Origin of the sequence: Pseudoxanthomonas wuyuanensis, assembly GCF_900215535.1 — a bacterium.
GTDB lineage: Bacteria > Pseudomonadota > Gammaproteobacteria > Xanthomonadales > Xanthomonadaceae > Pseudoxanthomonas_A > Pseudoxanthomonas_A wuyuanensis.
Genome location: NZ_OCND01000003.1, coordinates 89,315 through 105,406 on the forward strand (window position 1 = coordinate 89,315; position 16,092 = coordinate 105,406).

Here is a 16,092-nt window from a genome sequence, read left to right on the forward strand (position 1 = left end):
AGGAGCACGCCATGACGCTGAAGATGAAGCTGCTCGACTACACCTTGATCGGCCTGCTGGCGGGTCTGCCGTCGCTGGCGATGACGCAGGAGGTTCCGCCGAGTTCGCTGGCCACCGGCACCGGACAGGACCCGCCTACTTTGCCGGACTGTGCCGGCGACGAATGCCGTGCTGGCGAAGACCTGTTGTTTCGGCTGCGCACCCGCGGCGAGCGCGAACCGGTCACTGGCGAGGTGAAACAGCCCGATTCGCAGACGCTGCAACCGGACCGCCGCGTCACCGTGGCGATGGAGCCGCCGGGCCGGGCGCGCGTGGCGGGCAAGTTCAGCCTGCAACTGCCCAACGGCGGCGTGATCTGGGCCACCGAAGACCCGGCGCTGGGGCAACCCGAACTGACGGTATCGGCGCCCAGTTTCGCCGCGTTCGATGGCAAAGCGGTCTCCAAGCCGCTGCAGTTCTATGTGCGCAGCAACTATTCCAGCTTCATCGAGCGCTACGAGCTGACCCTGTACCGTGCCACCGACATTGATCTGGTCGAGCCGGTGGCCACCGTGCCGATGGATGTCGCTGCGGTGTCGCGTGCCGAATGGGATGGCAGGCTGTCGGCCAAGTACCCGTTCCGCGCTGGCGACGAATTGCTCTACGTACTGCGCGCCTACGACAACGAGGGCAACTTCGACGAAACCCTGCCGTCGACGCTGCAACTGGTGACGCCGGAGGAAGCCGACCGCGGCGGCCAGCAACTGCGGGCCAGCACCGAAAAAGCGCTGGGCACTGCGTTGACGACGGAACAGGCGCAGAACCAGAGCCTGATCGAAAACGCGTTCGCCGGCAACGGCTTGCGCCAGCAGAATATTCCGATCTACGGCTCGCGCATCCGCATCCAGGGCCGCAATCTTCCGACCGGGCACACGCTGCTGATCAATGGCGACAGCTATCCGGTGGATCTGGAGCGCAAGTTCGCTGCCGAATACCTGGTGCCGGTCGGCCGGCACGCGTTCGAGGTGGAACTGCGCGGCGGCGGCGACGATTTCGGCGGCACGCCAGCCTCTGGAACGCCGAACATGGCCGGACTGCGCCATACCCTGGATGTGGACGTCAGCGGCCGCTACTTCTTCGGTGTGGCGCTTGCCGATATCACCGTGTCGCAGAACAAGATCAGCGGCTCGGTCGAGCCGTTCCAGGTTGATTCGCGCTACGAGGACGACATCATCAGCGATGGCCGGCTGGCGTTCTACGGCAAGGCCAAGCTGCGCGGAAAGTATCTGGTTACCGCCCAGGCCGATACCACCGAGCGCGATCTGGAGCATCTGTTCGACGGCTTCGGCCAGGCCGACCCGCAGGACATCTTCCGCCGCCTCGATCCGGATCTGTACTACCCGGTGTACGGCGATGACTCCACCACCTGGCGCGACGTGGACACGATGGGCCGGTTCTACCTGCGCATGGATTGGGACAAGAACCAGGCGCTGTGGGGCAACTACCAGACCGGCTTCACCGGCACCGAGTACGGCCAGTACGTGCGCTCGCTGTACGGCGCGGCACTGGACTGGCGTTCGCGCGGGGCCAACCGCTGGGGCGATCCGGTCACCGAGGTGCGCGCATTCGGCTCCGAAGCGCAGACCGCGCCGGGCCACAACGAATTCATCGGCACCGCCGGCAGCCTGTATTACCTGCGCCACACCGATCTGTTGCCGGGTTCTGACCAGGTGGCGCTGGAGATCCGCGATCTGACCACCGGCCGCACCGAAAACCGGGTAACCCTGCAGCGCGGCGCGGATTACGAGATCGACGAATTGCAGGGACGCATCATACTGACGCGTCCGCTGACAATGATCACCCGCGAAAACCTGAAGACCATCACCCGCGATACGCCGCTGGACGGCTACGAGCAACGCCTGATCGTCGATTACGAATGGGTGCCTTCCGGCTTCGACGCCGACGAGGTCAGTGCCGGCGTCCGCGGCAAGCACTGGTTCGGCGACCACGTCGGCGTCGGCGCGACCTACGTGGACGAAAACCGCGCCGGCGAGGATTACACGCTGGCGGCCGGCGACATCACCTTGCAGGCTGGCCGCGGCACCTACATCAAAGCCGAGTACAGCCAGACCGAATCGTTCAGCGCGCCGGTGTTCTTTTCCGACAACGGCGGCCTGGCGTTCACCCAGATCAATCCGGTCGGCCCGCGCGAAGGCGAGGCCAAATCGGTGGAAGCGCGGGTCAACTTCCGCGAACTGGGCTGGACTGAACAGGACTGGTCGATGGGCGCCTGGTGGCGGCACGTCAGCGCCGGCTATTCGATCAGCCGTTACGACAACGGCCAGGCGGTGGAAGAGCAGGGCATGGAACTGCTGGGCCACTTCACCCCGGCCTTCGGCATCTACGCGCGCTATACCGAAGCCCAACGCGGCAACGAAGCGCTCGACCAGGCGCAGCTTACCGCCGAGTGGCGTATCGGCGATAACAGCACCCTCACCACCGAGTTGCGCCGTGTCGAAGAACGGCGGACCGCGGGCGAGGCGAACGGCACATTGGGTGCGGTGCGCTACAGCCAGCGCATCGGCACGGCGGTGGACCTGTACGGCACGGCGCAGTTCACGCTGGACGACGACAGCGGCGCCTACGCCAACAACGACGCCTACACGCTGGGCGGCAAGTACCTGTACGGCGATATGTCCAGCGTCGGCGCGGAGGCCACCCATGGCGACCGCGGCGATGCGGCGCAGGTCAATGCCGAATACCGCTTGACGCAGCAGCAGACCGTCTACGGCAGCTACACCGTTTCCACCGACAGCACCGACTACGACCCGCTGTTCAACCCGCGCCGGCAGAGCGGCTGGACGCTGGGCCAGCGTTGGCGGTTGTCCAACCAGCTCAACGTCTTCAACGAGAGCCAGCAGCTGAAAAGCAATGGCGAGTCCGGCCTGGCGCACACCTTCGGCATGGATTTCTTTCCCTCGGTGGGCTGGAATCTTGGCCTCACGCTGTCCGATGGCGAACTGATCAGCAGCGGCGGCGGCGTGGTCGATCGGCGCGCGGTCAGCGTCAGCGGCGGCCGCACTTCGCCGGACACCGACTGGCAGAGCAAGCTGGAATGGCGGCGCGACAACGGCGCGGAGCAGCGCACGCAATGGGTCGTCACCAACCGCTTGCTGCACAAAATCAACGAAAGCTGGCGCATCGCCGCGCGGCTGAACTATGCCGACACCGACGACGAACTCAATCCCGCCGCCGGCGCCAAGTTCATCGAAGGCAACGTCGGTTTCGCCTGGCGGCCGTGGAACAGCACGCGCTGGGGCATGTTCGGCCGCTACACCTACCTGTACGACCTGGCCACGCTGGGACAGATCGGCGGCGCCGAGTACGACCAGCGCACCCAGGTGGTCTCGCTGGAAGGCGTCTACAAGTACGACCAGCGCTGGGAATTCGCGGCCAAGGCCGCCCGGCGCGAAGGCGAAGTGCGCTTCGGCCGCGGTACCGGCGCGTGGTTCGACTCGGCTACCACATTCGCGTCCGGACAGATCCGCTACGACTTGCGCCAGCAGTGGCACGCATTGGCCGAATACCGCTGGCTTGACGTCAAGGATGGAGGTAAACGCCAAGGATGGCTCCTCGGCGTCGACCGCGACCTCGGCCGCAACTTCCGCGTTGGCGTGGGCTACAACTTCACCGAATTCAGCGACGACCTGACCGATTTCGATTACGACCACAAGGGCTGGTTCATCAACTTCGTGGGGAGCTATTGAGGTGACGACAGCGGTGAATGTCCTGGCAGGCTGTGGACGACGCACGGTCATCGCAAGCCTGGGTTTGATCGCTGCCGCACCCGCTATCGGATGGGCCGCCGAAGCGGCATCGCAAGCGCGGCCCACTTCGATCTCCGGAATCGTCAGCACATTCGGCACCGATGTGATGAACGCCGAAAGTACGCTCCCTGATGGCGGGTTGCTGGAAGACGTAGTGTGTATTCCTGACGGCACCCCGGCGGGTAGTCGCTCGGACCGCGCATACACTCGCCCCGGTCCGCAGATCGATGCCAGCGCCGAGAGTACCTGCACCAATATGCCGACGGTAAATCTGAGCATCGCCAAGGGCGCCAATCCCACCGCGGTGCGCAGCAGGCAACCGGTGACCTACACCTTCCAACTGGATAACGACGGCCCAGGTCCGGGCGACGGCGTAGTGTTCCGCGATCCGGCAGTGGCCGGCGTTGATTGCAGTGCGGCGACGCTGATGTGCAGCGCGTCGGGTGGCGCGACCTGCCCGGCAACGCTGGACGTGGCGAGCTTGCAGGGCACTGGATTGGTCATCCCTGTCTTTCCGGCTGGCGGTGCGCTGCAGTTGATGATGAGTTGCACGGTAACCGCGGAAGGGCTGTGATCGACAGGATGGAATGGATAAGAAGATAGGCGCCTGAGCAAACATCAGGTAAGCGGTACTACGTAGTAGCGGCATCCCGGCGCGAGTTCCTGTTGGTCAGGCGCACCGCAGGGAATCGCGCAAGAGCTCGCCGCGGAACACCGCTCCTAAGCGATATGTTGCGTAGCGATTGGGACAAGATGGCGTATAGGGAACTCCGTTGTAGGAGCGACGTGAGTCGCGATGAGGCTTTACCGGCAACGTGCCATCGCGACTCACGTCGCCCCTGCAAATAGACAAGGCGGAAAATCAGAGGCTAGTCGAATGAAGAACAACAGCTCGCACCCAAAATGGCTCGCAAAGATGGCGCCAGAGGACGGTGGCCCGCACCACCGGGCCAAAGCCCTCCATCGCCTAGTTTCCATCGCCATTTTTCTGGCGTTTTCCGCTTCTGCGCTGTGGACCGGCAATGCGCAGGCCCAGATCGTGCTGCGCGAAACCTTTGGTTCGGCCAACGCCACCTTGCCGACAGCGTTGAGCACCGCCGACGGCAACTGGACCAGCGCTGCCTGCCTCAATGGCCAGATCGTCGCCACCGGTGGAGACTCGGCTTCCGACGGCGCCGGCTCCACGCACTATCTGTTCCACAACACCGCCACTTGCGCCTATACCGCCGGTCAGGCGGTGTGGCGCACGGTTTCGGCGATCGATGTGCAGCCGAACACGAGCTATGTGTTTTCGTACTGGACGATGGTGGCCAACCAGGTCAGCAACCCGACCCTGAGTCAGGTCGTCACGCCCAACGCCGGCACTGTCACGGTGGTCAGCACGACCAACCCCGCCTACCCGGCGACCAACAACAGCTGGATCCGCCGCATGGTGGTATTCACCACCAGCGCCACCACCACCGCAGTCAACCTGCGCATCAACAACGCCAACACGGCCTCCGCCGGTAACGACTTCGGCATCGACGACGTAGTGCTGGCGACAATGCCGACCATCACCCTGACCAAGACCACACAGAACGGCACCGGCGGTCCGTTTACGTTCGCCCTGACCAATACCCGGCAGGCCAGCGGAACGGTGACGACCACCGCGGCAGGCACACCCACCGTGGTGGACGGCGATGCCAATGCCGCTGTCACCGACTTCACCGTGTCGGCGCTCGGCACCGCCGTCACCATCAACGAATCGACGCTGCCGGCGCTGTGGAACTTCGCCAGCGCCAGTTGTACCAATTCCTCGGGTGCGGCGGTCGGTACGCTCAGCGGCCGGCAGATCACCATTCCGGCCGGAGCCGTGGCGATGGGCGAGCGTTTTACCTGCTCCTACGTCAACAGCACGCCGCCCAGTTTCGGAAGTTGCACTTCGGACATGTTTCTGGCGCAGAACTCACCGACGCAGGTGTTCAGGGCCGATACGTCCAGCAATCCGTTCACCTATCCGGCGATCGGTCCGGCTTCGTCGCTCACCTACAATGCGGTCGGCTACGATCCTGCGAGCAATTATCTCTACGGCACATACTGGGACACTGCGGCAGGCAACTACCGGTTGCTGAGGATCGCCAGCAACGGTGCGGTGCAGGACCTCGGGGCCATCTCCGGTGGCGGGATCAACGTGGATGGCGCCGGTATCGCCTCGGGCGAGATTGGCACGGATGGCTATTACTATGTCAAGCGCAATCCCGCCACCACCCAGATGTGGCGGGTCAATCTCTCGACCCGCGCGGCCACGCTGATCACGCTCAGCCAGGCGATCGCGTCGGCGGATCTGGCCTGGCACAACGGTCTGCTCTATGCGCACGCGCAGGACACCGGCCTGTTGCACTCCATCAATCCGACTACCGGCGCGGTGACCACGGTTGGCGCGGCGGGCGTCGTGACCGGCAGCTTCGGTTCGATGTTCGGCGCGAGCAACGGCGTTTTCGGTAGCCGTAACGAAGGCGGTTTCTACCAGTTCAACCTGACGACCGGTGTGGCAACGTTGATCTCCGACTCGCCGCCTAGCGGCAACAACGATGGCGCCAAGTGCGCGACCAGCCCGTTGGACCTGCCGGCGGATCTGGCCATCACCAAGACCGACAACAGCAGTACCTACACACCGGGCAACAACGTCGTGTACACCATCGAGGTCAGCAACAACGGCCCCTTTGGCGCGCAGAATGTGCAGGTGGTGGATGCGCTGCCCACCGGCATCACCACGGCCAGTTGGACTTGCGCCACGACCTCCAGCGGCGGCGTGTGCGGCGCGGCCAGCGGCAGCGGCGCCATCAATACCACCGCCAACCTGCCGGCTGGGGCGTCGGTGACCTACACATTGACGTTGTTCGTGCCGTCGACGTTCTCGGGCAATCTGGTCAACACCGCTACGGTGACCGCGCCGGCCGGCACTATCGACCCGGACACCTCCAACAACAGCGCCTCGGACACCGACAGCCAGTTCCCGCTGCCAGAGCCCAACGTGGCCAACCTCAGCTGCAGCAGCGATGCCAGCCTGCTCAATACGGCTTACGACGGTAATGGCGGCCGGCTCACGTCCGGCGTGGATGCGCATTGGCAGGTGGCGCTGACCACCACGCCCATCACCGGCGCTCCGCCGGGAGGCTTAAGCTACAACGCCGCCACGGTAGTGACCAATCCGCCGGCCAACTACATGGTCTCGCCCTACAACAACGCCAGCTGGATCTCGCATGCGGCGGACGCCGTTCACCCCACCAACGTCAACTACGACATCTTCTACCGCTACCAGCTCAATCTGGGGCCGGGCACGGACCCGGCCGTGTTGGCGCCGCGGCTGGACTTCTATAGCGACAACTCGGTCATCGAAATCTGGATCAATGGGGTGGCGCAGAACATCCAGTCCAACTATGGCGCCGCCGACCCGTATTTCTATGCCGGGTTCACCGCAGCCAATCCGGCTGCCGGCACGTTGGTCGGGCCGTGGCTGAGCGGCTTCAACGAGATCGTCGTGCATGTCAAATCCGGACCGGGCGCGCAGGCATTCCTGGCCCAGGTGGTACTGCCGCAATCGGTCTGCCAGCCGGCCACGGTCACGTTGAACAAAACGACGCGGCTGATTGCCGGCGGCCCGTTCGGCTTCGGCCTGACCAATACCGAGCAGGCGAGCGGTTCGGTCAGCACCACGGTGGTGGATACGCCTACGCAGGTGGATGGCGACAGCAGTTCGGCTGGTACCGCTGAACCGTTCGCGGTGACCACATTCGGCACCGATGTGGTGATTACCGAGAACACGCTGCCGGCCGGATGGCTGCTGACCGATGCGACATGTACCTCCGGCGGCACACCGGTGGGCAGCCGCTCCGGCAGTGCCTATACGATACCCGGCGGCTTGATCGATGCCAGTGCCGAGAGCTTCGAATGTACGTTCACCAACACGCCGACCACCAGCCTGCGCATCGACAAGACGGTCAGTCCGACCACCGCGCGCGCCGGCGACACCGTGACCTATGCCATTACCGTCAACAATGATGGCCCGGGTCCGGGCGATGGCGCGGTAATGGCCGATCCCGAAGTGCCTGGCGTGGATTGCACCGCCGCCACGCTGAGCTGTAGCGCCAGCGGCGGTGCGGCGTGCCCGGTGGCGGTGGACGTGGCGACGCTGCAGGACGCTGGATTGACGATTCCCACGTTCCCTGCGGGCGGTTCGTTGCAATTCGAGATGAGCTGCACGGTAACGGCAACGGGGCAGTGAAACAGCGTGCGGTGGTACCGGCAGGTACCACCGCACGGCATGGAAGTGGGAGCGGCGTCCCCGCCGCGAGCGCTTGTTCCTGAACCACCGCAGCAGACAAAAACACGCAACTTCAACTCTTGCTGTCGTCTAGATTGCGTGCTTTGGAGCAACGCCGGTCAAGCCAAAGCTTGTCAGCCCGGCGAACGCCGGGATCCATTTTGCTCAGTGGCTCGCGGGAAAGTGCACGGCGGGCCAGCGGCTGTCGTAGAGCGATTCCGGCTTGACCCCCGTTAGGCTGTTGAGCGCCGCCGGGGTTTTTCAGCATCTTCTTCGGCTGCCTCTCTGTTGCTCACACAGACGGTATACCTGCGCAGTTGCCGCAACCTGCGGCACCGTCACGCCTGCGTCTTGCCGTTGTTGCGCTTGCTGCGGCGAAAGCGAACCGGACAAGGCATTCGGACATCCATGCAAGCGCCGTTGGAGAAGACATCTGCTTGCGGTCGGCACGGTTCGCGGTCCGGCACCAACGTAGCTGCATGCACCCGATCGATGCACTGGCGCAACCGCCTGGCGCAGGAAATGGCGCGTTCGTCGATGCGCGCCATATCCGCGATATCCAAAACAGCTTGACCCACCGGTGTCGCTGGACGGCCGGATTGCGGTGCCACCGATGGCGGCCGTAGCGCAAGCGATTGCCGGATGCGCGGCGCGGAGAGTGCTGGAAAGCGTGGGAATCACACGGATGGCGCGCGCTCGCCAGGGGCAACGGCGGCCGTCGTTTCTGTGGGGCCGACGGGATAGCGGCCGGGGAGGAATGGAGAGTTTCGGTGAAGTTCTGTAATTCAAACCGAGACGCTTATCACAGAAGATGCCGGCCCACAAACACATCGAATTTTTGACCCGCATCAGTTTTTGCCGGTCAGCTGGGACGTGGCGACTATGAGCAAACAAGACAAGATCCCGGGCGCGGCAGGTTGCCGTGCCCGTGCCCTGCACGTGCTGCATCCATGGATGAGCCGGCGACTGTCCGGAGGATGGACGCTGCTTGTCCTGCTGGCGGCGCTGATGTTCGGCGTGGCGCTGCCCGCGGCGGCCAACGAATGCCGCCTGGCCGATCCGAATTCCAACGGCGAACACGTCGGCACGATCTGCTGGTTCCAGTTCGGCGCGGTCGACGAGGATCTGTTGAGCGGCACCAGCAACGTGCCTTTCGAATTCGACCTGCCGGACGGCTCCAGGGTGGAGCTCAACGTAAGCGTCAGCGGCGGCAGCGCGGCGAATCCGCGGTTGACCGTGCGCCAGGCACCGACCTGGACAGGTTCCAACTTCAGCGGCAATTCCGGCTTCTACACCATCTTCACGCCGAATGCGGCGGCGCTGCATTCGCCCGACGGGCGCGGCAACGGGGCCGTATTGACGCTGTCCGACATCCGCCTGTATGCGCCCGATGGCACCGAGGTCACCGATCTGCCATTCGAGATAGTGGTGGCCGACGCCGAGCGGCTGAACTCCAATCCGGAGCATCTTGATTTCGGCGTGGTGTCCGGCGGCACGCCGTGGAACGTACTGGAGTGGCTGGGCAATGCCCCGGCCGCGGCGGTGCAGCAGGGCACGCCGGCCACGCTGGATCCGGGTATCGCCTCGGCCTGTCTTGGCAGCTACGTCGACTGCCTCCGTTTCAAGGGCATGACCAGCGGCAGCGACGCCAATGCAGTGGTGCTGACGTCGCAAAAGGTGGTGGGCAGCGCGCAGCCGTTCACCGTGATGGGGCAGATCCACTCCGCCGCCGGCCAGGGCTTTGCGATCGGTGTGCGCTGCTGCGCGATGCGCCTGCGCAAGGTGCTGCCCGAGGGGCGGGCCGATCCGGCCGACCAGTTCACCTACAGCATCGTCAACGTCAACGACCAGACGGTGAGTACCGGCACCACGACCGGTTCGGCCACTGGCGCCTACCCGTACATCAGCACCATGGCTATGTCCGGCAATGCGCTCACCCTGGTCGAGGAGATGGCGCCCGGTAGTGCTTCGACGCTGGAAGCCTACGCGCGTCGCATCGTCTGCGTGAACACCCGCACCGGCCAGACGGTGCTCGACGACACCTACAACCCGAACGCGCCGCCGACGCTCAACGTCCTGGAAATGGGCGACGTGGTCGATTGCGATCTGATCAACACGCCGCTGTCGCCGGAAGTCTCGGCGCAGAAGACCGCCGACCCGGCCGACGGCACCCAGGTGCAGCCCGGCCAGACCATTACCTACACGCTGACCGCCACCGTCGCCACTTCGGCCACGACCGCCCCCTTGCGGTTGGTCGACACCCTCGGCGCGGGCCTGACTTTCGGCACCGTCACCGATCCCGGCGACTTCACCTGCAGCGGTGTGCTCGATTGCGTGCTGCCGGCAGGCACCGCTCCGGGCACCTACGCGTTGACCTATACCGCCACGGTCGATGCCAATGCCAGCGGCACCGTCGGCAACAGCGTGGCCATTACCGAGAACGGCGGCGATCCGGACCCCGAGTGCACGAGCTGTACCACCGGGCATCCGGTCGCAACGGCAGTGGCCTACGATTTTTGCCCGGTCGGCGCGAATCCGATTTTCAGCATCGTCAACGGCGTGGACGTCTATCGCTACGAGCCGGGCGCTGGCGCCGATGCCGTGGTGCCTGAACTGGCACTGCCGCTGGCCGGCAACGTCAACGGGATGATGGTGGACCCTGTCCGCAATCGCCTGCTGTTCGTCCAGCGCGTGACCAGCAGCAACACAGTGCTGTGGGCGTATGACGCCGCCAACGGCGGGTGGTACGAGGCGCAGGCGTCGTTCGCTTCGCCGGATTTCCCGCGCGCCGGAATGGCGCCCAACGGTATCGGCTACATGATTGCCGGCGGCACTGCGACGCCGCAGGTCTGGCGGGTGACCGCCGATGGCGCGTTCGGCTACACGGCTGCGCTCGCCGGTACGCTGGCGTTCGACATCGCGCCGACCGATCTGGGTTCCGGCGACATCGCCTTCGATGCCGCCGGCAATGGCTGGCTGTCGGCCGGCCAGGATCTGTACCGCTTCGATCCGGCCACCCTGCAGGCGACGCGACAGGCGCGGCCGCTGCTGAACGGCACCCCGAGCACGATCAACTGGGCCGGCGTGGCTTTCGGCTCGGACGGCACCTTGTACGTGGCCAACAACGGCGGCAGCGGCCAGCCCGCCACCTACTACGCCTACAACCCGGCCACCGGCGTGCTGACGCCGCAGGTGGCCACCGCCGCCGGCGCTTCGCGCGACCTCGCGTCCTGTGCGTTCCCGGTGCTGGCCGAACCCGAACTGTCGGTCGCCAAGACGCTGGCCGAAGTCAACGGCGTGGCCTACACGCCGGGTGCCGCTGTCCGGGCCGGCGACGTGCTGACCTACGCCATCGCCATTGCCAATGCCGGCGGCGCCGTCGGCACCCTGTTCCCGGGCGATGTGGTGGAGACGCTGCCGGCCGGCACCGCATCCGTGGCCGCGGGCAACGATTTCGCCTGCACCGGCAGCGATTGCCGGAATACCGCGACGTTCAACATCGCCGCCAATGCCGCGGTGACCCTGAATTTTGTGGTGCAGATCGACGATCCGTTGCCGCCAGGCATCGGCAGCATCGACAACGCCGTGACCGTTCGCGATGTGGATTGCGCGGCACCCGGCAACGACTGCGACGAAACCACGCCGATTGCGCCGGCGGTCGTGGTGACGAAGGCCGCCGCTCCTGGCGACGGCAATGAAGTACAGGCCGGCGACACCATCACCTACACCCTGACCGCCACATTGAGCGGCGGCGCCACCACCGATGTCTTCACCCTGACCGACACGCTGGGTGCGGGCCTGAGCTTCGGCGCGGTGACCAATGCCGGCGGCTTCACCTGCAGCGGGCAACTGGAATGCACGCTGCCGGCAAACACCGCTCCCGGCACCTATGCGGTGACCTACACCGCCACGGTCGATGCCGATGCCTCCGGTACGGTCGGCAACAGCGTGGCCATCACCAGCGACGGCGGCGATCCGGATCCGGAATGCACGACCTGCAGCACCGAACACCCGATCGCGCTGCCGGTAATCGGCACGGTGAAGTCGGCCAACCCCGCCAGCGGCAGCCAGGTGCAGCCCGGCGACACCATCACCTACACGCTGACCACGACGGTGGCGACTTCGGCGACGACCGCACCGTTCGTGCTGACCGACACGCTGGGCGCTGGCCTGAGCTTCGGTGCCGTTGTCGATAGCGGCGACTTCAGCTGCAGCGGCCAGCTGGTGTGCACGCTGCCGGCTGGCACGGTCGCCGGTGTCTACACGGTGACCTACAACGCGACGGTCAATGCCGATGCCACCGGTACGGTCGGCAACAGCGTGGCCATCACCGGCAACGGCGGCGATCCGGATCCCGAGTGCACGAGCTGCAACACCGAGCACCCGATCGTGCTGCCGACGATCGGTACCACCAAGTCCGCCAATCCGGCCGCTGGCAGCCAGGTGCAGCCGGGCGACACCATCACCTACACGCTGACCACCACCATCGCCAGCTCGGCCACGGCCGCGCCGTTCCGGCTGGTCGACACGCTGGGCGCGGGCCTGACCTTCGGCGCGGTAACCGATGCCGGCGGCTACACCTGCAGCGGCCAATTGGAGTGCACGCTGCCGGCCGGCACACTGCCGGGTACCTATGCGGTGACCTACACCGTCACCGTCGATGCCGATGCCACCGGCACGGTCGGCAACAGTGTGGTCATCGCCGAAGACGGCGGAGATCCGGATTCGGCATGCACGGTCTGCCAGACCGAGCACCCGATCGCGCTGCCGGCCATCAGCACGGTGAAGTCGGCCAACCCGGCCAGCGGCAGCCAGGTGCAGCCGGGCGACACCCTCACCTACACGCTGACCACCACCATCGCCACCTCGGCGACGACCGCACCGTTCGTGCTGACCGACACGCTGGGTGCGGGCCTGAGCTTTGGCGAAGTGACCAACGCCGGCGGGTTTGCCTGCAGCGGGCAACTGGAGTGCACGCTGCCGGCCGGCACGCTGCCGGGCAGCTATGCGGTGACCTATACCGCCACCGTCGATGCCGATGCCACCGGTTCGGTCGGCAACAGCGTGGTCGTCACCAGCGACGGTGGCGATCCGGATCCGGAATGCACGAACTGCAGCACCGAACACCCGATTACGCTGCCGACGATCGCGACGGTCAAGACCGCCGATCCGGCCGATGGCAGCGAAGTGAGGCCGGGCGATACGCTGACCTATACGCTGACCACGACCATCGCGACCTCGGCGACGACGGCACCGTTCGTGCTGACCGATACGCTGGGCGCGGGCCTGAGCTTTGGCGAAGTGACCGATGCCGGCGCGTTCGCCTGCAGCGGTGAGTTGGAGTGCACGCTGCCGGCCGGCACGCTGCCGGGCAGTTATGCGGTGACCTACACCGCCACCGTCAACGCCGGTGCCACCGGTTCGGTCGGCAACAGCGTGGTGGTCACCGGCGACGGCGGCGATCCGGATCCGGAGTGCGCGACCTGCGCCACCGAGCACCCGATTGCGCTGCCAACGATCGCGACGGTCAAGACCGCGGATCCGGCCGATGGCAGCGAAGTACGGGCGGGCGACACGCTGACCTATACGCTGACCACGACCATCGCGACGGCGGCCACGACCGCACCGTTCGTGCTGACCGACACGCTGGGCACGGGCCTGAGCTTCGGTGCGGTGACCAGCGCCGGCGAGTTCACCTGCAGCGGCCAGCTGGAATGCACGCTGCCGACCGGCACGCTGCCGGGCACCTATGCGGTGACCTACACGGCCACGGTCGATGCCGATGCCGTCGATTCGGTCGGCAACAGCGTGGTCGTCACCGAGGGCGGCGGCGATCCGGAACCGGAGTGCACGAGCTGCAGCACCGAGCATCCGCTGGCCGAGCCGGTCATCACCATCGTCAAGAGCGCCAACCCGGGCGCGGGTGGCGAGGTCAGCATCGGCGACACCATCGACTACACGTTGACGGTGACGATTGAGAACGCGGCCATTCCGTCCGAATTGCGCCTGACCGACACCCCGGGTGCGGGCCTGAGCGTCGGCGCGATGCCGGCCGGCTGCAGCAACGGTGCAGCGCAGATTGTCTGCATCATGGCCGCCGGTACGGTGCCGGGTACCTACACCTTCGTCTACCCAGCGACGGTCAACGCCAATGCCACCGGTGAGGTGCGCAACGCGGTCACCGGCGAGCATGTCGGCAGCAGCATCGTCCCGATTTGCGAGAGCTGCGACACCTCGCACCGGGTGCTGGAGAGCGCGGAACTGCGCATCGTCAAGGCCGCGGGCGTGCGCACGGCGCGCATCGGCGACCTGGTGCGCTACACGCTGACGGTGGAGAACGTCGGCACCGCCAACCTCAGCAACGGCACCGTCATCGACACGCCGCCAGCGGGCTTCAGCTACGTGGAAGGTTCGATGAGCGTGGCCGACGGCGATGGCGCCTTCGTGCTGGCGGCGGGCCGTTACCCGCTGCGCATCGGCGGACTGGACATTGCCGCCGGCGAGCAGGCGAGCATCGTCTACCTGTTGCGGGTCGGCGCCGGCGTGCGCCAGGGCACTCAGGTCAACGAGGCGGTGGCGCAGAACCCGGCCGGCAACCCGATTTCCAATGTCGCCACCGCGCAGGTCACGGTGGAGTCGGACCCGCTGCTCGATGACAGCCTGATCTTCGGCACCGTCTTCGACGACCGCGACGGCGACGGCTGGCAGGACAGCGCGGCCCTGAGCGGGGTGAGGGTGCAGGGCGGCTTTGCCGCGGACGCCTACATCGCCGGCTCCACGGTCATCGACCACGGTGCCGGGCCCCAACCGGTGGCCGACGCCAGCGCTCCGCTGCTGCATGGCATCGACCTGGACCAGCTCGCTGGCCGCCAGTCGCCGGCCGATCCAGGCCCGCGGGTGGTGATCCGCCAGCGCCTGCGTGAGGCGGCATTCACCAACGACTTTGTGTTGACCACCGAACAAGGAGCGATCGTGCGTATGGATGCGTCTGGCACCACCAGGCTGGAGCACAGCGGTGACGCCGCCAAGGGCCGCAACGCGGCCGCACCGACCGTGGAGCGGCGCATTGCCCAGGGCGAAGGCGGTGTGGTGGTCGACTATGTCATCGGCAATGCCGGCATCGACGAGCGCGGCGTTCCCGGCGTGCGCGTGGCCTCGGTGGACGGGCTGTTGATCGAGACCGACCAGTACGGCCGTTACCACCTGGCCGATGTGCCAGGCGGCGAGCGTGGCTACCGCAACTTCATCCTCAAGGTCGACCCGTCGACGCTGCCGCCGGGCACGCCGTTCACCACCGACAACCCGCTGGTAAGGCGGATCACTCCCGGCATCCCGGTGCGCTTCGACTTCGGCGTGAAGCTGCCAGTGGTCGAAATCCCCGGCAGCACCGAACAGGTCGAACTGATGCTGGGCGAGGTGATCTTTGCGCCGGACAGCGCGGAAGTGCGGGACGAGTACCTGCCGGCAATCGCAAAGATGGCCGAACAGGTCAACGCCTACGGCGGCGGCGAGGTGGTGATCAGTGCCGACGGCGACCGCCAGGCGCTGGCCTTCGACCGCGCCAGCGCGGTGCGCGAGGCACTGCTGGCGCAGGTGGCGCCGGAGCATCGCCCAGCGCTGACGGTCACCGTGCGCACCGATGTGCACGAGCTGATGGCCGGCGCCAACGAGAGCGGCGCACTGCTGGGGACGGTGCTGTTCGACACCGACCGTGCGCAGATAAGGCCGGAGTTCGCACCGCTGCTCGACCGTGTGGCGGCCCGGCTGTCAAGCATGGGCGGCGGCACCGTGGCGCTGGTCGGGCACACCGATGTGCGTGGCTCGCATGCCTACAACACGGCGCTGGGAATGCGCCGGGCGCGAGCGGTGTACGAGGCTCTGGCCGAACGATTGAGTCCCGAGGTGCGCGCCCAGGTGCGCGTGGAGTCCAGCAACGATCCGACAGCCCCTGTCGGTCCGGAACGCAAGTGAGAGGGGACCGGA

5 protein-coding genes are annotated in these 16,092 nt (G+C 66.1%); 4 read left to right on the forward strand and 1 reads right to left on the reverse strand.

Going from position 1 to position 16,092, the window contains the following annotated elements; translation table 11 throughout:
• Nucleotides 1-11 precede the first annotated feature (11 nt).
• The 3 genes from CRO39_RS08080 (at nucleotide 12) to CRO39_RS08090 (ending at nucleotide 8,070) form a co-directional block, all read left to right on the forward strand.
• Nucleotides 12-3,746: a TonB-dependent receptor gene (locus tag CRO39_RS08080; RefSeq protein WP_202926286.1), complete on the forward strand. Its 3,735-nt coding sequence runs from the start codon at nucleotides 12-14 to the stop codon at nucleotides 3,744-3,746.
• A gap of 1 nt (nucleotide 3,747) precedes the next feature.
• The gene (locus CRO39_RS08085; RefSeq protein ID WP_141400752.1) at nucleotides 3,748-4,380 is read left to right on the forward strand and encodes a hypothetical protein; all 633 of its coding nucleotides are present in this window, start codon (nucleotides 3,748-3,750) and stop codon (nucleotides 4,378-4,380) included.
• A 303-nt stretch (nucleotides 4,381-4,683) separates the two neighbouring features.
• A complete protein-coding gene (locus CRO39_RS08090; RefSeq protein WP_162125752.1) occupies nucleotides 4,684-8,070 on the forward strand; it encodes a DUF11 domain-containing protein in 3,387 nt (1,128 codons plus the stop codon).
• A gap of 377 nt (nucleotides 8,071-8,447) precedes the next feature.
• On the opposite strand, the gene CRO39_RS08095 is transcribed toward CRO39_RS08090, so the two are convergent.
• Entirely contained in the window at nucleotides 8,448-8,657 is a 210-nt protein-coding gene (locus CRO39_RS08095) for a hypothetical protein (RefSeq protein WP_141400753.1), read from the reverse strand.
• A gap of 406 nt (nucleotides 8,658-9,063) precedes the next feature.
• Between CRO39_RS08095 and CRO39_RS08100 the strand changes: the two genes are divergently transcribed.
• Nucleotides 9,064-16,080: a DUF7927 domain-containing protein gene (locus tag CRO39_RS08100; protein ID WP_102047689.1), complete on the forward strand. Its 7,017-nt coding sequence runs from the start codon at nucleotides 9,064-9,066 to the stop codon at nucleotides 16,078-16,080.
• Nucleotides 16,081-16,092: the final 12 nt, after the last annotated feature.